The sequence below is a fragment of the Actinomycetospora aeridis genome (assembly GCF_037400275.1).
In the GTDB taxonomy this organism is placed as follows: Bacteria; Actinomycetota; Actinomycetes; order Mycobacteriales; family Pseudonocardiaceae; genus Actinomycetospora; species Actinomycetospora aeridis.
On record NZ_JBBEGL010000001.1, the window covers coordinates 615,821 to 636,755 of the forward strand.

General features: G+C 75.6%; 16 protein-coding genes. 10 read left to right on the forward strand and 6 right to left on the reverse strand.

Annotated features, from left to right (window positions below; genetic code table 11):
- Positions 1 to 3 precede the first annotated feature (3 nt).
- From mtrB to secA, 5 genes are all read left to right on the forward strand, one after another.
- The gene (gene mtrB / locus WCD41_RS02935) at positions 4 to 1,974 is read left to right on the forward strand and encodes an MtrAB system histidine kinase MtrB (protein WP_337711874.1); all 1,971 of its coding nucleotides are present in this window, start codon (positions 4 to 6) and stop codon (positions 1,972 to 1,974) included.
- Positions 1,971 to 3,809, forward strand: a complete 1,839-nt coding sequence (locus tag WCD41_RS02940; RefSeq protein WP_337711875.1) for an LpqB family beta-propeller domain-containing protein — start codon at positions 1,971 to 1,973, stop codon at positions 3,807 to 3,809. Before mtrB ends, WCD41_RS02940 begins: the two co-directional genes overlap by 4 nt.
- 104 nt (positions 3,810 to 3,913) lie before the next feature.
- Complete coding sequence (locus WCD41_RS02945) at positions 3,914 to 4,660, forward strand: ComF family protein (RefSeq protein WP_337711876.1); 747 nt, start codon at positions 3,914 to 3,916, stop codon at positions 4,658 to 4,660.
- A gap of 219 nt (positions 4,661 to 4,879) precedes the next feature.
- Positions 4,880 to 5,551, forward strand: a complete 672-nt coding sequence (gene hpf / locus WCD41_RS02950; protein WP_337711877.1) for a ribosome hibernation-promoting factor, HPF/YfiA family — start codon at positions 4,880 to 4,882, stop codon at positions 5,549 to 5,551.
- A gap of 131 nt (positions 5,552 to 5,682) precedes the next feature.
- A complete protein-coding gene (gene secA / locus WCD41_RS02955) occupies positions 5,683 to 8,898 on the forward strand; it encodes a preprotein translocase subunit SecA (RefSeq protein ID WP_337711878.1) in 3,216 nt (1,071 codons plus the stop codon).
- A 42-nt stretch (positions 8,899 to 8,940) separates the two neighbouring features.
- Here the strand turns inward: secA and WCD41_RS02960 are convergent, their stop codons facing one another.
- Positions 8,941 to 9,492 (reverse strand): Rv3235 family protein, encoded by a 552-nt coding sequence (locus WCD41_RS02960; protein WP_337711879.1) that lies wholly within the window; start codon positions 9,490 to 9,492, stop codon positions 8,941 to 8,943.
- Positions 9,493 to 9,608: 116 nt separating this feature from the next.
- Positions 9,609 to 10,391 carry a TrmH family RNA methyltransferase gene (locus WCD41_RS02965; RefSeq protein ID WP_337711880.1) on the reverse strand — a complete coding sequence of 261 codons (783 nt, stop codon included), beginning with the start codon at positions 10,389 to 10,391 and terminating at the stop codon, positions 9,609 to 9,611.
- Between the two features lie 66 nt (positions 10,392 to 10,457).
- On the opposite strand from WCD41_RS02965, the gene WCD41_RS02970 reads away from it, so the two are divergent.
- From WCD41_RS02970 to WCD41_RS02985, 4 genes are all read left to right on the forward strand, one after another.
- On the forward strand, positions 10,458 to 11,873 hold the full coding sequence (locus tag WCD41_RS02970; RefSeq protein WP_337711881.1) for a WS/DGAT/MGAT family O-acyltransferase: 1,416 nt from the start codon (positions 10,458 to 10,460) through the stop codon (positions 11,871 to 11,873).
- 10 nt (positions 11,874 to 11,883) lie between these two features.
- Complete coding sequence (locus WCD41_RS02975) at positions 11,884 to 12,840, forward strand: patatin-like phospholipase family protein (RefSeq protein WP_337711882.1); 957 nt, start codon at positions 11,884 to 11,886, stop codon at positions 12,838 to 12,840.
- Positions 12,837 to 13,340, forward strand: coding sequence for a DUF6912 family protein (locus WCD41_RS02980; RefSeq protein ID WP_337711883.1), 504 nt, complete (start codon positions 12,837 to 12,839; stop codon positions 13,338 to 13,340). The genes WCD41_RS02975 and WCD41_RS02980 overlap by 4 nt, the downstream gene beginning before the upstream one ends.
- Before the next feature lie 661 nt (positions 13,341 to 14,001).
- Positions 14,002 to 16,017 (forward strand): HNH endonuclease signature motif containing protein, encoded by a 2,016-nt coding sequence (locus WCD41_RS02985; RefSeq protein ID WP_337711884.1) that lies wholly within the window; start codon positions 14,002 to 14,004, stop codon positions 16,015 to 16,017.
- A gap of 204 nt (positions 16,018 to 16,221) precedes the next feature.
- Here the strand turns inward: WCD41_RS02985 and WCD41_RS02990 are convergent, their stop codons facing one another.
- Both WCD41_RS02990 and WCD41_RS02995 read right to left on the reverse strand, forming a co-directional pair.
- Entirely contained in the window at positions 16,222 to 16,989 is a 768-nt protein-coding gene (locus WCD41_RS02990) for a DUF5710 domain-containing protein (RefSeq protein ID WP_337711885.1), read from the reverse strand.
- A 16-nt stretch (positions 16,990 to 17,005) separates the two neighbouring features.
- Positions 17,006 to 18,256: an FAD-binding domain-containing protein gene (locus WCD41_RS02995; RefSeq protein WP_337711886.1), complete on the reverse strand. Its 1,251-nt coding sequence runs from the start codon at positions 18,254 to 18,256 to the stop codon at positions 17,006 to 17,008.
- Positions 18,257 to 18,293: 37 nt separating this feature from the next.
- Here WCD41_RS02995 and WCD41_RS03000 point away from each other — a divergent pair, with 37 nt between their 5' ends.
- Positions 18,294 to 18,881 (forward strand): nucleoside/nucleotide kinase family protein, encoded by a 588-nt coding sequence (locus WCD41_RS03000; RefSeq protein WP_337711887.1) that lies wholly within the window; start codon positions 18,294 to 18,296, stop codon positions 18,879 to 18,881.
- On the opposite strand, the gene WCD41_RS03005 is transcribed toward WCD41_RS03000, so the two are convergent.
- Both WCD41_RS03005 and rsgA read right to left on the reverse strand, forming a co-directional pair.
- Positions 18,838 to 19,893, reverse strand: coding sequence for a cation diffusion facilitator family transporter (locus tag WCD41_RS03005; RefSeq protein ID WP_337711888.1), 1,056 nt, complete (start codon positions 19,891 to 19,893; stop codon positions 18,838 to 18,840). The genes WCD41_RS03000 and WCD41_RS03005 overlap by 44 nt on opposite strands.
- Entirely contained in the window at positions 19,890 to 20,927 is a 1,038-nt protein-coding gene (rsgA, locus tag WCD41_RS03010) for a ribosome small subunit-dependent GTPase A (RefSeq protein WP_337711889.1), read from the reverse strand. Before rsgA ends, WCD41_RS03005 begins: the two co-directional genes overlap by 4 nt.
- Positions 20,928 to 20,935: the final 8 nt, after the last annotated feature.

Sequence of the window (20,935 nt, forward strand, 5' to 3'; positions counted from 1 at the left end):
CCCATGACATCCCTGCTGACCGGCGTCCGGCGCCGCCTCGACCGGTTCGCCGCCGAGCGGGTCGGCCAGGTCCGCGTGCTGTGGCGACGCTCGATGCAGCTGCGGGTGGTGCTCTCGACACTCGCGATGTCGATCGTCGTGGTCGCCGTGCTCGGGCTCGTGCTGCAGACCCAGATCGCCGACCGGCTCGTCCAGGGCAAGGAGCAGGCCGCCCTCATCCAGGCCGACATCTCCCGCCAGGCCCTCGAGCGTGACCTCGCCCGCATCGATCCGGACCGCGACGGCGCCCAGGCGGTGCTCGACGACGTCCTCGACCGGCTGTCCACCAGCGGCCAGGACGCCGGGTCGAACGGCGTGACGCGCGGCAGCGACCCCACGAGCGACGCCGGCGCGTTCGACGCGGTGCTCATCGCGGGCTCGGACACCCTCGGCTCGGTGCCGGGCGCGCTGCCGACGGTGTCGGGCGGCTCCACCGGCGAGGTCAGCGCCGGCCCCGCCCAGGTCATCCCGCCGCAGCTGCGCGCGCCCGTCCTGCAGGGCTTCCTCGCGACGAAGTACCTCACGGTCGCCTCCGCGGGCCAGGCGGCGCCGGTGCCGACGCTCGTGGTCGGCCAGCCCGTGCGCACCGCGGGGCGCAACCTGCAGCTCTACCTGCTCTTCCCGCTCTCGGCCGAGCAGCGCACGCTCGCGCTCGTCCAGAGCACGCTCGCGCTCGCGGCCGGGGTGCTGCTCGTGCTCCTCGCGGGGATCTCGTCGGTGGTCACGCGGCAGGTCGTGCGCCCGGTCCGGCAGGCCGCCGACGTCGCGGAACGGTTCGCCGACGGCCACCTCGACGAACGCATGCCCGTCCACGGCGACGACGAGGTCGCCCGGCTCGCCGAGTCGTACAACGAGATGGCGGCGAGCATCCAGTCGCAGATCCGCCAGCTCGAGGAGTTCGGGGCGCTCCAGCGCCGGTTCACCTCCGACGTCAGCCACGAGCTGCGCACGCCCCTGACCACCGTGCGGATGGCCGCCGAGGTGCTGCACGCCCAGGTCGACCCCGCCGACGCCACCGCGGCGCGCTCGGCGCAGCTGCTCGTCGACGAGCTCGACCGCTTCGAGGTGCTGCTCGCCGACCTGCTGGAGATCAGCCGCCTCGACGCGGGGATGGCCGAGCTGGGGCTCGAGGTCGTCGACGTCGCCGCCGTGGTGCGCCGGGCCGCCGAGACCGTGCGGCACCTCGTCGACGCCACCGACACCCCCCTGCTGCTCGACCTGGGTGACGACGACGAGCCCGTGCTCGCCGAGGTCGACCCCCGCCGGGTCGAGCGCATCCTGCGCAACCTGCTCGCCAACGCCCTCGACCACGGCGAGAGCCGGCCCATCGAGGTCCGGCTGGCCGCCGACGAGGGCGCGCTGGCGGTGGTGGTGCGCGACCACGGCATCGGCCTCAAGCCCGGCGAGGCGGGGCTCGTGTTCAACCGGTTCTGGCGGGCGGACCCGTCGCGCCAGCGGCGCAGCGGCGGCACCGGGCTCGGGCTCGCCATCAGCCTCGAGGACGCCCGCCTGCACGGCGGGTGGCTGCAGGCGTGGGGCGAGGTCGACCGCGGCGCGGTGTTCCGGCTGACGCTGCCGTTGCGCCACGGCGAGCGCCTGCGCACCAGCCCCCTGCCGCTGCTGCCCGTGGCCGCCGCGCCCGCCGCCGCCGAGCCCGGCATCCACGACGCCGCGCCCACCACCGGCACCGCGCTGCCGCCCCCCGGCGCGGAGGAGGGCGACGGGGCCGACGGCGACGGGGCCGACGGCGACCGTCCCGACGGCGACCTCGACCGCGATCTGGACAGCGACCTCGACAGCGACCTCGACGGCGACCTCGACCTCGACGGCGACCTCGACCTCGACGGCCTGACCGGCTACGACCCCGAGCTCGACGACCCCGTCTTCCCCGCACCCTCGCCCCCGTCCGACCCCGGCACCTCGGTGACCCGGTGAGGCACCGGTCGTCGCGCACGGTCCTGACCCTCGCCGTGCTGCTGGCGGTGCTCGCGGGCTGCGCGTCGGTGCCCGGGTCGTCGGACGTCACGGTGTTGCGCCGGGTCGGTGACGCCGCCGAGCCGACCGCCCCGCCCGGACCGGCCCGCGACGCGGGGCCGCTGGAGATCGTGCGGGGCTGGGTGCTCGCGTCGGGGTCGACGGCCGAGCGCCACCAGGCGGCCCGGGGGTTCCTGACGCCCGCCGCCGCGGGCACCTGGGACGACGGCGCGGCGCCGGTCGTCGTCAACGACCAGGTCGACACCGTGTTCTCCGACCGCCCGGGCCTGGTCGGCGAGGCCGCGGTGCGCGTGCGGGCGACCGCGCTGGGCGTGCTCACCCCGGAGGGCGCGTTCGTGGCCGGGCCGCGATCGGTGGAGGTCGACGTGGGCCTCACCGAGCAGAACGGCCAGTGGCGCATCTCGTCGCTGCCGACGGGCACGATCGTGCGCCGCTCCGACCTGCGGGCCAACACCCGTCCGGTGCGCGCGTGGTTCCTCGACCCGCAGCGGGCGAGCCCGGTCTCGGACCCGCGGTACCTCGCCACCAGCCCGTCCCGGTCGGTGCCGACCCGCACCCTGCAGTACCTGCTCGCCGGGCCGTCGGAGGCGCTGGCGGGGGCGGCGGTGAGCTCCCTGCCCGTCGGCACGACCCTGCGCTCCGACGTCACGCTCACCCCGGACGGGACGGCGGTGGTCGACCTGTCGCGCACCGGCCCGCTCGACGAGCCCCGGCGCCGCGAGATCGCCCAGCAGGTGACGCTGACGCTCGCCGGCATCGGTGTCACGCGGGTCCGCCTGCTCGTCGACGGCGAGCCGCTGCTCGTCGCGACCCCGGAGGTCACCGTCGGCGACACGCTCGCCGGCCTGCCCCCCGAGGTCGCGCGTCGCCCCGACCTGCCGGTCGACCCGGTGGTCGGTGGCCCGGGGGACGCGGAGGTGCCGGTGCTCGTGGCCGACGGCGGGCGGCTGCGCCTGCTCTCGGGCGAGCCCGCGGGCGGCCCGGCCGGTCGGGGCGCCTACCGGGCCGTGTCGGCCTCGTCGAGCTACGGGGGCGACGTCGCCGTGGTCGCCGAGGACACCGCCGGCGTCGACCCGAACGCCACCCGCGCGCGCCTGCTCACCGGCGTCGGCGGCGCCGAGCTGGCCGCCAGCGGCATCGAGGGCCGGTCGCTGGCACGGCCGTCCTGGACCCCGGACGGCACCGAGGTGTGGTCGGTGCTCGACGGCGGCACCGTCGTGCGGGCCGTCCGGCAGGGGCCCGGCGGGGCCGTGCGGCCGGTCGCGGTGGACACCTCGGCCCTGGCCGCGACCGGGGCGGGCACGACGCCGGGCGCTCCCGGCTCGATCTCCGGCTCGATCTCGGCCCTGCGCATCTCCCCGGACGGGTCGCGGATCGCGCTGGTGGCCGGGGGGCGGGTGCTGGTCGGCGCGATCGCGCGAGACGGCGCCGGCGGGGCCCGCCTGGGCTCGGTCTTCTCCCTGCGTCCCGAGTCGGTCGACCAGGTCCTCGACCTGGGCTGGACGCGCACCGACCAGCTCGTCGTCGTCGGCAACCGGGCCGACCGCCCGGTCACGCTGGTCTCGGTCGACGGGCTCGACGTCGAGTCGCTGTCGACCACCAACCTCACCCCGCCGGTGACGGCGGTGGCCGCGCGGCCGGGACGCCCGCTCGTGGTCGCCGACCAGGGCGGCACCTGGACCCTGCCCCTCAACGGCGGGAGCCCCTCGGGCGGCGACGTCTGGCAGGCCGTGCCGGGCTTCGGGGCGTCCACCGTGCCCGCCTACCCGGGCTAGCGCGGGCGCGCTCGGCGCCACACGCCGTCCCCATCGTCCGGATGCGTCCCCAGGGCGCGGGGCCGGTCCTGGCCCCGCGGCCGGGGCGGGCCGAGGCTGGACGCGTGCCCGTCCGTCCCGCCCTGCTCGCCCTCGCCGACCTCCTCCTGCCCGCGCCGTGCGCCGGGTGCGGGCGCGACGGCGAGCGCTGGTGCGCGGCGTGCCGCGACCGGTGGCGCACCCCGGCGCTGCTCGACGTGCCGGGGCTGCCGCCGGTGCTCGCGCTCGCCCCGTACGCGGGCTCCGCGCGGGAGGTCCTCCTCTCCTACAAGGAGCGCGGCCGCCGCGAGCTGGCCCGCCCGCTCGCCACGGTGGTCGCCGACGCCCTGCGGGCCGGGGAGGTGCCGCCCGCGGCGCTCGTCCCGGCGCCGTCGCGACCCGCGGCGGCCCGGGCCCGCGGCGGTGACCACGTGCTGCGGCTGGCCCGGGCGGTGGTGGCCGGCAGCACGGGCACCGGCAGTACGGTCACCGGCGGCGTCCCCTGCGTGTCCCGCGCGCTGGCCCTGGGGCGCGGGGCCGCCGACGCGGTGGGGCTGGACGCCGCGGCCCGCGCGGACAACCTCGCCCGCCACCTGCGCCTGCGACCCCGCGGGCTGCCGCCGCCGGGCGTCGCGGTGGCGCTCCTGGACGACGTGCTGACCACCGGGGCCACGGCCCGGGCCGCGACGGGGCTGCTCGCGGCCGCCGGCCGGCCGGTCGACGTCGTCGTGGTGCTCACCGTCGCCGGGGCGCGCGGCCGGCGGTCGCTCGTCCGGGTGAGCGCCGGCGGGGAACCGCCGGGTCACCCGGGCGGACGCCGACACGCGGGGTGAACCGCCCGGCCGGGTGTCGTCCGAGAGGTCGCACCGGACGGATCGGACCTTCCATGGGAACGGGAGTTGTCACTACGGTGACGCCTCACATCCTGAGTCGGTGAACGACAGGAGGCGCGAACGCAGTTTCGACGCGGTCCCGGTCCCGGCGAGGCATGCCGATCCGATCCCTCCCCGACGAGCGGGCCGCGCACCGTATCCCCAGACCGGGAGGTCGTCTTGGAGATCGTTGTCTGCGGACGAAACGTCGAGGTCCCTCAACACTTCCGCGAGCACACGGCAGACAAACTGGGCCGTCTCGAGCGCTACGACCACAAGATCGTCCGGATGGAGGTCCAGCTCTCCCACGAGCCGAACCCCCGTCGATCCAAGAACTGCCAGCGCGTGGAGATCACCGGTCGCGGACGCGGCCCGGTCGTGCGCGGTGAAGGCTGCTCGGCCGACTTCTACTGCGCGATGGACCAGGCCGTCGCGCGCCTCGAGGCCCGCATGCGCCGCGCGCACGACCGCCGCCGCGTGAGCCACGGACGCCGCGTGCCGACCTCGGTCGCGCGGGCCACCGGCGGGCTCGCGACGCCGGAGGCCGCCACCGTGACGGAGGTGCTCGAGCACGAGATGCCCGAGATGCCGGACTGGGAGATCGAGGTCCCGACCGCACGCCTCCCGGTCGACGACAGCGTGGGGGCCGGCGAGGAGATCGACGAGTACCTGCCCGGCCAGGTGGTGCGGCACAAGGAGCACCACGCGATACCGATGACGGTGGACGACGCCCTGTCGCAGATGGAGCTCGTCGGCCACGACTTCTTCCTCTTCTCCGACAAGGCCAGCGGGCGCCCGAGCGTCGTGTACCGCCGTCACGGCTACGCGTACGGCGTGATCGCGCTGGTGTAGCGGGCAGTGGCCACAGGGCCCGTTCCCCGAGCGCCTACGATGGGGAACGGGCCCGTGCCGCTGTGTGCGCCGCGGTGCGTTCTCGGGCCCGGGGAACCGTGGCGCCGACGAGGACGAGCGAGGTCACCACCGTGGTCCTGAACCGACTGCTGCGCGCCGGCGAGGCGCGCACGGTCAAGCGCCTCGGCAAGATCGCGGACTACGTCGACACGTTCGCCGACGAGATCGCCGAGCTGACCGACGACGAGCTGCGGGGCAAGACCGACGAGTTCCGCGAGCGCTACGCCCAGGGCGAGTCGCTGGACGACCTGCTGCCCGAGACGTTCGCCGTCGTGCGCGAGGCCGCCTCCCGCACGCTCGGCCAGTTCCACTACCCCGTGCAGCTCATGGGCGGTGCCGCCCTGCACGAGGGCAACGTCGCCGAGATGCGCACCGGTGAGGGCAAGACGCTGGTCTCGACGCTGCCCGCGTACCTCAACGCGATCTCCGGCGACCCCGTGCACGTCGTCACGGTCAACGACTACCTGGCCCAGCGCGACTCGCAGTGGATGGGCCGCGTGCACCGTTTCCTCGGGCTCGAGGTCGGCGCCATCTACTCGGGGATGCCGAGCGACGAGCGCCGCCGCGCCTACCAGGCCGACATCACCTACGGCACGAACAACGAGTTCGGCTTCGACTTCCTGCGCGACAACATGGCGTGGTCGAAGGCGGAGTGCGTGCAGCGCGGCCACGTCTTCGCGGTGGTCGACGAGGTCGACTCGATCCTCATCGACGAGGCCCGCACGCCGCTGATCATCTCCGGCCCCGCCGAGCAGAGCGCCCGCTGGTACACGGAGTTCGCGCGCCTCGCGCCGAAGATGACGAAGGACGTCCACTACGAGGTGGACGAGCGGAAGAAGACGATCGGTGTCACCGAGGAGGGCGTGTCCTTCATCGAGGACCAGCTCGGCATCGACAACCTCTACGAGGCGGCGAACACCCCGCTCGTCGGCTACCTGAACAACGCGATCAAGGTCAAGGAGCTCTTCCTCCGCGACAAGGACTACATCGTCCGCGACGGCGAGGTCCTGATCGTCGACGAGTTCACCGGCCGCGTGCTCGTGGGCCGCCGCTACAACGAGGGGCTCCACCAGGCCATCGAGGCCAAGGAGAACGTCGAGATCAAGGCCGAGAACCAGACGCTGGCCACGATCACGCTCCAGAACTACTTCCGCCTCTACGACAAGCTCTCCGGGATGACCGGTACCGCCCAGACCGAGGCGGCGGAGCTGTCGAAGACCTACAAGCTCGGCGTGGTCACCATCCCGACCAACCGCCCGCCGCAGCGCGTCGACCAGGCCGACCTGGTCTACAAGACCGAGCCCGCCAAGTTCGAGGCCGTCGCCGACGACGTCGCCGAGCACTACGAGCGCGGCCAGCCGGTGCTCATCGGCACGACGAGCGTCGAGCGCTCCGAGTACCTGGCCAAGCTGCTCACCGAGCGGGGCGTGCCGCACTCGGTGCTCAACGCCAAGTTCCACGAGCAGGAGGCCTCGATCATCGCCGAGGCCGGCCGCAGCGGGGCGGTCACGGTGGCCACCAACATGGCCGGCCGCGGCACCGACATCGTGCTCGGCGGCAACCCCGACTTCATCGCCGACCAGCGCCTGCGCGCGACGGGCCTCGACCCGGTGGACACGCGCGAGGAGTACGAGGCCGCGTGGGACGACACGCTGGCCGAGGTCAAGGACGAGGTCGAGCGGGAGTCCGCGGAGGTCAAGGAGGCCGGCGGGCTCTACGTGCTCGGCACCGAGCGCCACGAGTCGCGGCGCATCGACAACCAGCTGCGCGGCCGCTCCGGCCGTCAGGGCGACCCGGGCGAGTCGCGGTTCTACCTGTCGCTGGGCGACGAGCTCATGCGCCGGTTCAACGGCGCCATGGTCGAGTCGATCATGACCCGGTTCAACCTGCCCGAGGACATGCCCATCGAGGCCAAGATGGTCTCGCGGGCCATCCGCAGCGCCCAGACCCAGGTCGAGCAGCAGAACTTCGAGGCCCGCAAGGACATCCTCGAGTACGACGAGGTCATGAACCAGCAGCGCACGGTGATCTACGCCGAGCGCCACCGGGTCCTCGAGGGCGAGAACCTGTCCGACCAGGTCCAGAACATGATCGTCGACGTCGTCACGGCCTACGTCGACGGCGCGACCTCCGAGGGCTACAGCGAGGACTGGGACCTCGAGAAGCTCTGGACCGGCCTCAAGCAGCTCTACCCCGTCGGGGTGGCGTGGGAGGACGTCGTCGAGGAGCACGACGACGTCGACCGCGACCTGCTCGTCGAGGTGCTCACGACGGACGCGCTCGACGCCTACGCCGCGCGCGAGAACGAGATCGACCAGATCGCGCCGCAGGGCGGCATGCGCGAGCTGGAGCGCCAGGTCGTCCTCTCGGTGCTCGACCGCAAGTGGCGCGAGCACCTGTACGAGATGGACTACCTCAAGCAGGGCATCGGCCTGCGGGCGATGGCCCAGCGCGATCCGAAGATCGAGTACAAGCGCGAGGGCTTCGAGATGTTCACCTCCATGATGGAGGGCATCCGCGAGGAGTCCGTCGCGTTCCTGTTCAACCTGACCATCCAGGTCGAGGAGCAGGCGCCCGTCGACGCGGTGCCGGGGGCGAACCCGTCCACCGACACCAACGTCCAGGCGGCGATCACCCCGGACACGCCCGACCCGCGCACCTCCCAGACCCGGACGACGGCGGGCGCCGCGCCGCTCCCCGTCGACCCGCGCCTCACCGGCGCACCGACCAGCGCGATCCCGGTGCCGCAGCGTGCGCCGGGCAGCCCCGTGGCGCCCGGCCTGCCGGGCCAGCCGGGGGGCGCACCCCAGGCCCCCGCCGCCCAGGCGCCCGCGGCTCCCGCCGCCGGGCAGGTCCCGACGGGGCGCGGCGGACGGGGCCGTCCGGGTCGCGGCCCGGCGCCCGCCACGCAGCGTCCCGGCGGGCAGCAGGGCCCGCAGGGCGGCCGCCGGGCGCAGCGGGCCGCGCAGGACGACGGCCGGGACGGCGGTCCCGCCACGGCGGCGGGACCGGCGCTCTCGCAGCTCGACCAGAGCGCCGTGCCCGACGCGTTCCGCGGCGCGGGCCTCGGCGGCCGGCGTCCGCAGGAGCTGAACTACAGCGGTCCGGACGAGGACGGCCAGGCCGCACGGCATGCTGCGGGCGAGGGCGGCGTGACCGGTGGCGGCCGCGCCAACCCGCAGCAGGCCCGCCGCGCCGACACCCCGTCCCGCAACTCGCCGTGCCCGTGCGGCTCGGGCCGCAAGTACAAGCAGTGCCACGGGGCCCCGCCCCGCACGCCGGGCTGATCGGTCCGGGCTGATCGGTCCGGGCTGATCGGTCCGGGCGGCTCACCCCAGGCGGAGCACCACCAGGTGCCACCGCCCGGGGTCGGCGGGACCGTCGTCAGCGCGCTCGAGGCGCGCGGCGACCGCCCGGACGCGGTCGTGCCCGGGGACCACGGCGGCCACCTCGACCGCCCGGAGCCCCACGGCGCACACCCGGAGCCCGCGCACGGCACCACCGGCACCACCGGCACTGGGCGCCCGTGACGTCCCGGCGCGGACGGCGGCCGGCCCCGGCGCCGCCCGGACGAGCGCGGCCAGGGCGTCCGGGGCCAGGAGCGTGCCGAGATGCCGCGCCGGGCGCCGCCCCGCCAGGACGTCGCCGACCGCGGTGAGCAGGCGCGCCGCCACCGGGCGCAGGGCGGCGGCGAGCCGGTCGAGCTCGTCCTGCACGCGCCGCACCGGCACCGACCCGTCGTCCGCGGGCCCGTCGTCGTGCGCGGGACCTGCGGCCAGCACCTCGTCGAGCGGACGCACCCGGGGGACGGGCGCCGCGCCCACCCGTCGGGCACGCGCCGGCGTGGCCGTCGGCAGGGCGGCAAAGATGGTGACGGTCACTCGGGTCCTCCCGGCAGGGCGCGACGAGCGGGGCCGGGGGAGGAGGCCGGTCCGCGGGACGGCGGTCAGCGTAGGCACGCCGCCGGGCCTCTCGGGGCCGCTTCGGCGAACTCCGCTCAGCCGCGTCGCCGGGCCAGCTCGAAGCAGGCGACCGAGGCGGCGACGGCGGCGTTGAGCGACTCGACCCCGTCGGCGAGGGGGATCGTCACGGTGCCGTGCAGCTCGGCGCGGACGTCGTCGGTGAGCCCGTCGGTCTCCCCGCCCACGACCAGCGCCACGCGTTCGGGCAGCTCGGCGTCGAACAGGGACATGCGGGCCGGCCCGTCCAGCCCGAGCAGCACGAACCCCGCCTCGGCGAGGGCAGCGAGGCCGTCGGCGGCGGTGCGGGCGCGCAGCACCGGCGCGTGGAAGGCGACGCCCGCCGAGGCCTTGATCACCAGCGGGTCGATCGCCGGGACGCCCCGCCGCGGCAGCAGGACGCCCTCGAGGCCGGCGCCGGTGGCCGAGCGCAGGATCATGCCGACGTTCGCGGGGTTGGTCAGCCCGTCCAGCACGAGCACCCGGGCCGTGGCGGAGGGATGGCCCGCGAGGTCCTCGAGGAAGTGCTCCACGGGCCGCATGCGAGGTGCGACGACGTCGGCGAGCACGCCCTGGTCCTGGCGCCCGTTGCCCGCGAGGACCTTCACGCGCTGCGCCGACGCCCGCTGCAGCACCAGGCCCCGCGCGCGGGCGGCGTCGGTGAAGGTGCGCACGGCGTCGCGGTCGGCACCCTCGGCGAGCACGACCTTGTCGACCTCCAGCGCCGGGTCGCCGAGCGCCTCGAGCACGGGCTTGCGCCCGTAGACCGTCACGAAGGCGTCCTTCGGTGAGACGGGGCGTGAACGCGATGAGGGCGACATCACGACCAGCCTGGCAGACGCCCCGACCCCCGGCCGCGGCTGCGGCGCTGTGCGACGATCGCGCCCATGCCGGACCGCCTGTCGGCGCTGGACGCCTCCTTCCTCTACATGGATCAACCGACGACGCCGATGCACGTCGGGAGCGTGTCCATCTTCCGCAAGCCACGGTCCGGGTTCGACTACGACGGCCTCGTCGAGCTCATCTCGAGCCGGATCGGGCTGGTGCCGCGCTACCGGCAGAAGATCCGCGAGGTCCCCGGCCGCATGGCCCGGCCGGTGTGGATCGACGACACGGACTTCGACGTCACCTACCACGTGCGGCGCTCCGCGCTGCCGCCTCCGGGCACCGACCGGGCGCTGTGCGACCTGGTCGCCCGCCTGATGTCGCGCCCGCTCGACCACACCCGGCCGTTGTGGGAGATGTACCTCGTCGACGGGCTGTCGGGGGGCCGGGTGGCGCTCGTGACCAAGACCCACCAGGCCATGGTCGACGGGGTCGCGTCGATCGACATCGGCCAGGTCGTGCTGGACGACACCGCGACCGGCCGCCCGACCCCCGAGGACGAGTGGGTCGCCCGGCGCGAGCCGTCCCCGTGGCGGCTGATCTACGACGCGATGAGCGAGAACGTCTCGCGCCCCGGCAACGCCGTCGAGGCGGCCCGGGACGCGGTGCGGGACGCGGCGGACACCGTCACCAAGGTCGCGGGCGTCGCCGGGGGCTTGTTCTCGGCGGTGCGGACGGCGGTGCGCCCGGCACCCGTCAGCCCCCTCAACGTCCCGATCTCCACCCAGCGTCGCTTCTCGATGACCCGCACGGACCTCGAGGACTACCGCGCGGTGCGCCGCGCCCACGGCGGCACGATCAACGACGTCGTGCTGGCCGTCATCTCGGGAGCGCTGCGCAACTGGCTGCTCTCCCGCGGGGCGACGGTGTCGCCGACGACGACGATGCGCGCGATGGTGCCCCTGTCGGTGCGCGGGGACGCCGAGACCACGGGGTCGATCGCCGGGGCCGGGCTGCTCGGCAACCAGATCGCGTCGTTCCTCGTCGACCTGCCCGTCGGGGAACCGAACGCGGTGCTGCGGATGCACCACGTGGCGCACGCGATGCGGGAGCACCGCGAGTCGGGGCAGTCGGTCGGGGCGAACGCGCTGGTCCGCGTCGGCGGGTTCGCGCCGCCGACGCTGCACGCGCTGGGCGCGCGGGCCGCCAACGGCGTCGCGCGGCGGCTGTTCAACCTCGTCGTCTCCAACGTCCCGGGTCCGCAGCACGCGCTGTACGCGGCGGGGGCGCGGATGCTCGAGATGTACCCGGTGGTGCCGCTCGCGAAGGGGCAGTCCCTGGCGGTGGGGCTGACGTCGTACGACGGCGGGGTGTTCTACGGCTTCAACGCCGACCGCGACTCGATGGCCGACGTCGACGAGCTGGGCGAGCTGGTCACCGAGTCGCTGGCCGAGCTGCGGGCGACGGTGCCGCGGTGAGGGGCCTGCGGTGAGCCTGGGCATCGTCCTCGGCACCGGCGGCCAGCTGGGCTACGCCTGGATGGTCGCCGCCCTGACGACCTGGGAGCAGGAGACCGGTCGCGACGCGCGCGAGGCGGACGTGCTGGTCGGGACGTCGGCGGGCTCGGTGGTGGCGGCGGCCCTGGCGAGCGGCGTGCCGGTGTCGGACATGCTCGCCCAGCTGCTCGACCCCCCGCCCGCACCGGCCCGGCCGAAGGGGGCACCGCAGTCGACGGCACGCCGCGGCCTGCCGCCGCTGCCGCGCGTCGGGCCCGGGTCGTTGCGGCTGCTGGGCGAGATCGCGCGCAACCCGCGCCGGTTCCCGCCGCTGGCGTTCGGGGCGGCGCTGCTGCCGACGGGACGTGGCGACACCACCGGACTGCGTCGGTGGGCCGCGAAGTGGGCGCGGGAGCAGTGGCCGGAGGCGCCGCAGGTGCGGATCGTGGCGATGGACTACGACAGCGGCGCCCGCGTGCCGTTCGGGCGGACCGGGGCGCCGCCCGCGTCGATGGCGGAGGCGGCGACGGCGTCGTGCGCGGTCCCGGGCTGGTTCTCGCCGGTGCGGATCGCGGGACGCCGCTACGTCGACGGCGGGGTGTGCTCGGCGACGTCCGCCGACCTCCTGCTCGACGCCGACCTGCCCCGCGTCGACGAGGCGCTCGTGCTCGTCCCCCTGGCCCGGACGGGGGCCGCGCCGGCGGTGTGGTCGAATCCCGTCGGGGCCACCGACGGCTGGCTGCGCGGGCTGATCGGCGGGCGTTCCTCCGGGGAGACCGAGCGGCTGCGGGCCGCCGGGATCGCGGTGACGGAGCACGCCCCCGACGAGGAGGACCGTGCCGTGACCGGCTGGAACGTGATGGACCCCCGCAAGCAGGCCGAGGTCGCGCAGGTCGCCCTGCGGACGACCGCGGCGCGGTGGGTGCGCGAGAGGACGGGGGAGCGGTGAGGATCTACGTGCCGGCCACGGTCGCCGGGCTGCGGCGCCTGCTCGAGGCCGAGCAGCTGCAGCCGCTGTCGGGCACGGCCTTCGCTCTCACCCCGCGCCTGCGGGAGGCCTACGCGTCCGGGGACGACGAGGAGCTCGAGTACGTCGCCATGAGCGAGGCCGCGCGGGCGTCGTTGCGGCTGCTCGCGACCGAGCTCGCCGAGGACCCGTCGGCGTCGCCCCGCCGGGCCGTGGTCAGCGCGGACGTCGACGACGTGACACTGCGCCCCGACCTCGACGACGCCGTCGTGCGCGTCGGGGGGCCGATCCCCATGGCGCGCCTCGCGGCCGTGCACCTCGACCTCGAGGAGGCCGGCGAGGCCGTGCGGGCCGCGGCGGCGGTGGTCGACGCGGCGGACCTGGGAGACCCGGACGCGGAGTTCACCCTCGGCGAGGCCGAGGACCACGAGCTCGCCTGGTACGGCGTGCAGGAGCTGCCGTTCGTGCTCGAGCTGCTTTGAGCGACCTCCGGGGTCATACCTGCGGGGGAGACGGGATCTGGTCCCTCGTGGCGATCCGCGGTGTCGGGGGTAGCTCCTACCGTTCCGGGACATGAGCAGCGCCGCGACGACCACCCGACCGACGCCCCGCGACGGTCGCCTCCGCGGCTTGGTCGGGCGTCGCGCGGCCTACGGTCTCGGGCTGGTGCCGGCGTCGGCCGGTGTCCTGGTGGCGCTCGCCGTCAGCGGCCCGGCCAAAGGGGTGGACGCCGCCCGCCGGCGCGGTGCCCCCTTCCAGTCCGACCGCGCTGGCGACCTCGACCGGGCGGGCGGTCTCGACCGTACCGGCCAGCGTGGCCGCGGCCGCTGCGGTGAGGGTCGGTGCGGACTCCGCCGGGCACGAGGCCCCGGAGCAGGGCGTGGAGCTGGTCGACCGAGCGGGTGCACTGGGCGTCGAGGTTGCCGCGCCACTCGTCGACCATCGCCAGCACTGTGGTCAGGCCTCCGGCGCGACCGGGTTGGCGTCTCGGAACAGCAGCGCGACGCTGGCGGCTGCGTCGATGACACGGTGGCTCGTGGCCGTAGATCAACTGCCTCTCGATCCCGGTAGCCGGACAAGTCGGCACTTCAGATCTGGGCGAACGCACCCGCGGTGTCGGGGGTGGGCGGTATCATCGAACACGTGTTCGATGATGGCTTCCAGGTGGTGCCGGCGGGGCTCGAGGAGCTGCCCGCCGGTGCCGGGCTGGCCGCTGTGCTCGAGCAGATCGACCCGATGCGGGTGTCGCCCCACGACACGGTGCGCCTGGTGACGGCCCAGCGGCGCCAGCTGGCCCATCAGCAGGCGTGCTTCCATCTCGCCGCCCGCGAGGCGTCGCTGGCCGACCCCTCGGAGCCCGGCGGGAGGGCCGAGATCGACGTCGAGGCGGCCGGTGACGAGCTGAGGGTGGTGCTGTCGGCGTCGCGCACGGCGGTCGCACGGATGCTCGACCTGGCCGAGGCCGCGGAGCGCCACCCGCGGCTCGGGGCGGCGTGGCGGGCGGGGCTGATCGACGAGCAGCGGGTGGCGATCCTGGTGCGCCAGACCTCGGGGCTCTCCGGCGAGCACGCCGCCGAGGTGATCGACGCGCTGGTCGACGAGGCGGGCGGGCTCACCCCGTCGCGGTTGATCGACCGGGCGCAGGCGCTCGCCAAGGCCCTCGACTCAGACTGGGCGGAGAACCTGTACCGCAAGCACCGCCGCCAGCGCCGGGTGCGGGCGCGCTGCACCGGGGCCGGCACGGTCAACCTCTCGGCGATGGACCTCCCCCTGCCCGGCGGGGTCGCGTTCACGCGCCGGGTCAATGCCCTCGCCGCCCGCGCCCAAGCCGCCGGTCGGACGGGACTCATCGAGACGATCCGTGCCGACGTCGTACTGGCGGTGTTCCACCCGGCCAACGCGGGCGCCACCGACGAGCAGATCGTCGCCGCGGTGCTGGCGGCGGCCCTGCCGGACGATCCCCAGCCCCGTCGCACCCCCGACCCCGCCCAGGCGCCGCCGGACGAGCCGGAGCGCGCCTCGCGGTCCGGGCGGCGGCCGACGCGGCAGTCGCGGTTCGAGCTGCGGGTCGGACTCGCGACGCTGCTGCAGATCGACGACCGCCCGGCCCGGCTGCCCGGCTGGGGCGTGATCCCGGCCGGTACGGCCCGCGAGCTCGCCGCCGCCTACTGCGACGCCGAGTGGAGGGTGGCGGTCACCGACGACACCGGGGCTCTGACCGCTGCCCTGATCACCCGCCACCGCCCGACGCACGCCACCACCACGCCGCCGGAGCCGCCCGTCGCGGGCGCGCCGAGGCCGGTGGTCGAGCTGCACGTGACCGAGGCGGCGCTCGACCGGTTGCACCCCGGTGATCACCCGGGCTGGGCGCCGCTGCTCACCGAACTGCAGCACCAGCTCGCCTGCTGGCGCACCGCCCGCGCCGAGGACCGGGCGGCGCGGGAATCCGAGGAGCGGGCCGCCCAGGAGCAGGCCGCCCAGGAGCAGGCCGCCCGGGAGGAGGCCGCCCAGGAGCAGGCCGCCCAGGAGCAGGCCGCCCAGGAGCAGGCGGCTCAACCGCGCCGAGCGCCGGCCGGCGGCCGCGAACCCCTCGACGAGTCCGGTTGGGCGCGCGTGGCCGCGCGGCGACGACGGCGCGCGCAGGAGGCCCTCGCCCGCTTCCCGTCGGCGGCGTTGCGGCGCTGGATCACGATGCGCGACCGCTCGTGCGTCTTCCCACCGTGCGGGGCCTCGGCGCTCGAGTCGGAGATCGACCACACCCGCTCGGTCCTCGAGCACGGACTCACGGTCGGGTCGAACCTCGGCCCCGCCTGCGGTCACGACCACGACCTGAAGGACCAGGGCTGGTTCCTCGAGCAGTTCCGCCCCGGGTGGTTCCGCTGGACCAGCCCCACGGGCCACACGTACGACCGACCACCCCGGCCGGTGATCGAGGACCTCCCCGCGCCCCGGCCGTTCACCGTCTCCTCGAGCGCCGAGCCCCACCAGTTCGCGGGCGACGGCCCGATCTGGGAGAACGAGCCGTACCCGCCTCGTCGGCCGATCATCGGTCCGCGAGCCACGCCGCCGAGAGCGCCACACCTAGGAGGCCCGCCGCCGACGCGGCCGGCCCATTGCCGCCCGCCCCGGGCCGACGACCCGGACCCGCCGCCCTTCTAGCACTCAGTCGCCGAGGGGCGGCGACCACGACCACACCGTCGAGCTCCGCGGCCGGGGTGGTCGGGGTGGTCCCCAGCTGCGCCATCGTCGGTGCGACGGCTCCGCGGCTGCGTGCCGAGGTCGACTCGCGCAGCGACGACGGCGTGCCCGGGTCGCGGAGGCCGAGGAGCTGGTCGTGTGGCTGGCTGCCCCGACCCCGACGGCTCAGAGCTCGCGCGTCCACGTCCCCAGACGCCGGGCCACCGCGTACAGCTCGTCGATCTCGTCATCGGCCAGCACCGCGGGCAAGGCAGTGATCAGCCGGGGCAGGCCCGCCGGGGTCGCGACGAGCACGTCGCGCGGCGGCGACACCGTGGTCACCGACGCGGCGACGACGGCCAGGGCGCCCGTGGCGGGCGGGGGCGCCCCGGGATCGTCGCGGCGGGCGGCCCCGAGGAGGCGTCCGGAGCGCTCGGCCTCCGCCCGCATTCGGGGAACGTGGTCGACCGGCTCGCGGTCGACGGTCATCCGGTCGCCGTCGACGCGCACGGAGCGCCCGTGGTGGTGCTCGGTGGTGATCACGACCAGGCCCGGCGGGCCGAGCAGGACGTGGTCGAGGTCGCCCCGGCCCGGGCCGGTGGGCACCGCGTGCAGCACCCGCCAGGGCGGGCGACGAGGCCCGGCGCCGCCGGTCCCGCCGGCCGCCCCGGTCAGCTCGTGCAACGCCTCCGCGAGCCGCACCTCGCCCTCGGCGCCCGCCGGCCAGGGCCGCCCGCCCGCCCGCACGAGCTCGGAGCCGGACGTGGGCCCGGCGAGATCGACGTCGTCCGACGGTTCGGCGGAGATCGTCGGCAACCACCGGGCCAGCTCCGCCATCCCCGGCCGCGGGGCGTACCAGCGCTTGGCCCGCCAGTCCCACTGTGCGCCGGCGGCCTTGGCCTCGTCCTTCTCCCCGAACGGCACGTCCAGCCACGGCTGCTGCTCGCGCACCATGGCTCAGCCTGGCACGTCACGCCGGCATCCGGTCCGGTTGTGCCGGCATCCCCTTGCGCCACGCCGTGTACGACTGCATCCGCCCCGCGCGGGGCCGGAAGAGCCACGGCCAGGGGTGCACGACGGCGGGCCCGAGCTCCGCGGCGCGACGTCGGAACCCCGGCACCGGCGCGAAGGTCACGGCGAGGCGCCGCCCGGCGAGCTCGTCGGCCACCCGGCCCCGCCGGATCTCGACCGGGCGCCGGGTCGCGAGGTCGGCAAGGGTCTCGGTGAGGAAGACCAGCCGCTTGCCGGAGAGCATCAGCCGGCGCAGCAACGGCTCGTCGAAGCAGAACACCGCCGGCACGCCGGGGTGGGCGGCGAGGGCGGGGTCGGCGTCGCCCAGCGACTCCGCCGTGAGCCACACCGCGTCGACGTCGCCGTCCCCGGTCGGGAGCGCGGGCCCGGCCGTCACCGACGGATCGGGGTCCGCGCGCAGCAGCTCGGAGACCGGGACCCGGGTCGTGCGCTCGTCCGAGGGCCACGACGCCACCGGGCACGCGTCCCGCAGCGCGCACCCGCGGCACAGGGAGGGCGCCCGCTTCTGCACCTGCCAGCGCGAGAACGCGTAGGCCTTCCCGTTGCCGGCGCCGGTGGTCCACTGCCAGTTGAGGCGGTTGGCCGCCCGCGAACCGTCGAGGAGGTGGGTGAAGAACACCTCCTCGCCGTCGCGCCACCGCGCCCCGGCCCGCACGGTCCACTGGCTCGCCAGCCACATCCGCGTCTGGTTGACCAACCACCCGTCGGTGTGCAGCTCGCCGACCGTGGCGTCCATGCACGCCATGTCCCGGGGCCACGGCTCGTCCCAGGGCTCGGGCGGCGAGGGCGGCCGGGCCCGTAGTTCCTCGCGCAGCGCCGGCTGCCCGTCGCGGCCGAACCGCCCGTAGAGGTGGCGGGTGAACTCCTGCCAGGCCAGCTCGTCGCGGTACTTGCGGCGGTCGTTCGCGGGCGCGTCCGCGACGTGGTCCCACAGGGCGGTGAGGTCGACGAGCTGGTGGCGGATGTACGGCGACATCCGCGAGGCCCCGCGCCGCGACTCGGGCAGGACCTGGTTGCGACGCCCCGCGTAGCCGGTGACGTCGAGCGCGGCCAGGGCGGCGTCGGCGGCGGTCTGCCCGCCCCGGAACGACGGCGACGCGGCGGGCGTGTCACAGGCCAGGTCGGCGAGGTGCTCGCGGACGAACGCCACCGCGGCGTCGGGACCGGGCGCGGGGACGGGGAGCTCCATCCACCAGCGGTACCCGGTTGTGGGCAATCATGCGCGGGTGGACATCACCCACCTCCTCCGGGCCGCCCGCGACGACGGGCGCCGTCGCCTGCTCGGGATCGTCGGCGGCCCGGGCGCCGGGAAGTCCACGCTCGCGGCGTCGCTCGCCGGCCCGGAGGTCGCGGTGGTGGGCATGGACGGCTGGCACCTCGCCGGCTCCGTCCTCGACCGCCTGGGCCGCCGCGACCGCAAGGGCGCCCCCGACACCTTCGACGCCGCGGGCTACGTCGCCTTCCTCGACCGTGTGCGGTCGCGGCAGACGACCGTGTGGGCGCCCGAGTTCCGCCGCGAGATCGAGGAACCCGTCGCGGGGGCGCTGGAGGTCCCGCCCGACGCGCTCGTCGTCGTCACCGAGGGCAACTACCTGCTGCTCGACGAGCCGCCGTGGGACGGCATCCGCGCGCTGCTCGACGAGGCGTGGTTCGTGGCCCCCGACGAGGAGGTGCGCCGGGCACGGCTCGTCGCCCGCCACGAGCACCACGGCCGCAGCCATGCCGAGGCCGTCGCCCGTGCCGACGGCAGCGACGCGGCCAACGCGCGTCTCATCGCGGCGACGGCCCACCGGGCGGACGTCGTGATCCGGTGAGACCCGCGTCGTGCTCCCGCTGCCAGGTCGCGAGCAGCGTGCCGTAGCGCTCGAGCACCGCCGCGCGCATGTCCGGGTCGGTACGGGGCACGGGCTCGATGAAGACCTGGTCGAGGTCCGGGAACCGCGCGTGCAGCTCGTCGTCGAGCCGCACGCAGGCCCGTTCGAGGTCGGCCGCGGAGAGGGTGTCGACGAAGTCGACGCGGGCGCACAGCAGCACCGAGTCGGTGCCGGTGAGCATCGACTGCAGGTCGACCACGGTGTCGACCTCGGGCGCGTCGGCGAGGTGGTCGAACACCGCCCGCAGCACCCGCGGCTCGGCCGAGCGCCCGATGAGCAGGTTCTTGTTCGTGCGGCCCAGCGCGTAGGCGACGAACACCAGCAGCAGCCCGATGAGGATCGACGCGACGCCGTCCCACACCGACGACCCGGTCAGCTGGTGCAGGCCGACGCCGAGCGCCGCGAACACCAGCCCGACCAGCGCCGCGGAGTCCTCGAACAGCACGCTCTTGACCGTCGGGTCGTCGGACAGCCGCAGGTAGCGGTAGAGGGAGAGCCGCAGCTCGCGCTTCTCCCGCCACACCTGCCGCACCGCCTGCTGCCACGACGTGCCCTCGATGAGGAACGACAGCGCCAGCACGCCGTAGGCGACCCAGGCGTACTGCTCCTCCGCCGGGTCACGCGGCTGCTCGAGGATCGTCCGGATGCCCTCGATGATCGAGTAGGCGGCGCCGGTGACGAACACCGAGACCGCCGCGATCATCGCCCAGAAGAAGCGCTCCTTGCCGTAGCCGAAGGGGTGGCTGCGGTCGGGACGCCGGCCCGAGCGGCGCAGCGCGGTGAACAGGAAGACCTCGGTGGTGGTGTCGGCGACGGAGTGCGCGGCCTCCGCGAGCATCGCCGACGAGCCGGTGAGCAGCCCGGCGACCAGCTTGAGCACGCCGACCAGCACGTTCGACGCCAGCGCGAGCAGGACGGTGAGGGTGGACCCCCCGCCCTCGTCGTCGCTCACGTCTCCCACGCCGGCGTGCGCAGCGCCTCCAGGACCCGCCGGAGGGCCTCCAGACGGGCGGGGGACAGGCGGCCCGCCGCGACCTCCGCGTCGAGCGCGCACTCCGGGTCCGCCGGGGGCCCGAGGTGCCCGCACCCCCGCGGGCACTCCTCGATCGCGGCGGCCAGGTCGCCGAACGCCGCCACGACGTCGTCCGGCGCGATGTGGGCGAGGCCGAAGGACCGGATGCCGGGGGTGTCGATCACCCACCCGGAGAGATCGGGCAGCGCCAGCGCGACCGCCGACGTCGACGTGTGCCGCCCCTTCCCGACCCCGGAGACCTCGCCGACGGCCCGGTCGGCGTCCGGCACGAGCGCGTTGACCAGCGTCGACTTGCCGACCCCGGAGTGCCCGATGAGCGCCGACACCCGGCCGGCGACGACCTCGCGCAGCGCGGCCGGGTCCCGGTCGGCGCGGGTGACGACGACGGTCAGGTCGAGGGCGGCGTAGTTCGCGGCGAACCCGTCCGGGTCGGCGAGGTCGGCCTTCGTCAGGCACAGCACCGGCTCCAGGCCGCCCGCGTAGGCCGCCACGAGGGCACGGTCGACGAACCCGGTGCGCGGCGTCGGGTCCGCCAGCGCCGTGACGATCACCAGGTGCGAGGCGTTGGCGACGACCACCCGCTCGTAGGGGTCGGTGTCGTCGGCGGTGCGGCGCAGCACGCTCGTGCGCTCGGCGACGCGGACGATCCGGGCGAGGGCGTCCTCGCCGCCGGAGACGTCGCCGACGAGCCCCACCCGGTCGCCCACGACCACGGGCGTGCGCCCCAGCTCGCGGGCGCGCATGGCGACGACGCGGAGCTCCGGGTCCTCGTCGGGCGCGCACGTCCACCGTCCGCGGTCGACGCCGACGACCATCGCCTCCGTCGCGTCGGCGTGCTCGGGGCGGCGCTTGCTGCGGGGGCGTGTGCCCCGGCCGGGGCGCACCCGGACGTCGGACTCGTCGAGCCGCGAGGCCGAGCCCCGCCCGCCGCCCCGAGATCCGCTGGGTGTCACCCTCCCGG

Coding starts and splice junctions, on each gene's coding strand:
- WCD41_RS02970 (WP_337711881.1), top strand. CDS start 10,458: ATGCCGGACCGCCTGTCGGCGCTGGACGCCTCCTTCCTCTACATGGAT.
- mtrB (WP_337711874.1), top strand. CDS start 4: ATGACATCCCTGCTGACCGGCGTCCGGCGCCGCCTCGACCGGTTCGCC.
- WCD41_RS02990 (WP_337711885.1), bottom strand. CDS start 16,989: ATGGTGCGCGAGCAGCAGCCGTGGCTGGACGTGCCGTTCGGGGAGAAG.
- WCD41_RS02995 (WP_337711886.1), bottom strand. CDS start 18,256: ATGGAGCTCCCCGTCCCCGCGCCCGGTCCCGACGCCGCGGTGGCGTTC.
- WCD41_RS02965 (WP_337711880.1), bottom strand. CDS start 10,391: ATGTCGCCCTCATCGCGTTCACGCCCCGTCTCACCGAAGGACGCCTTC.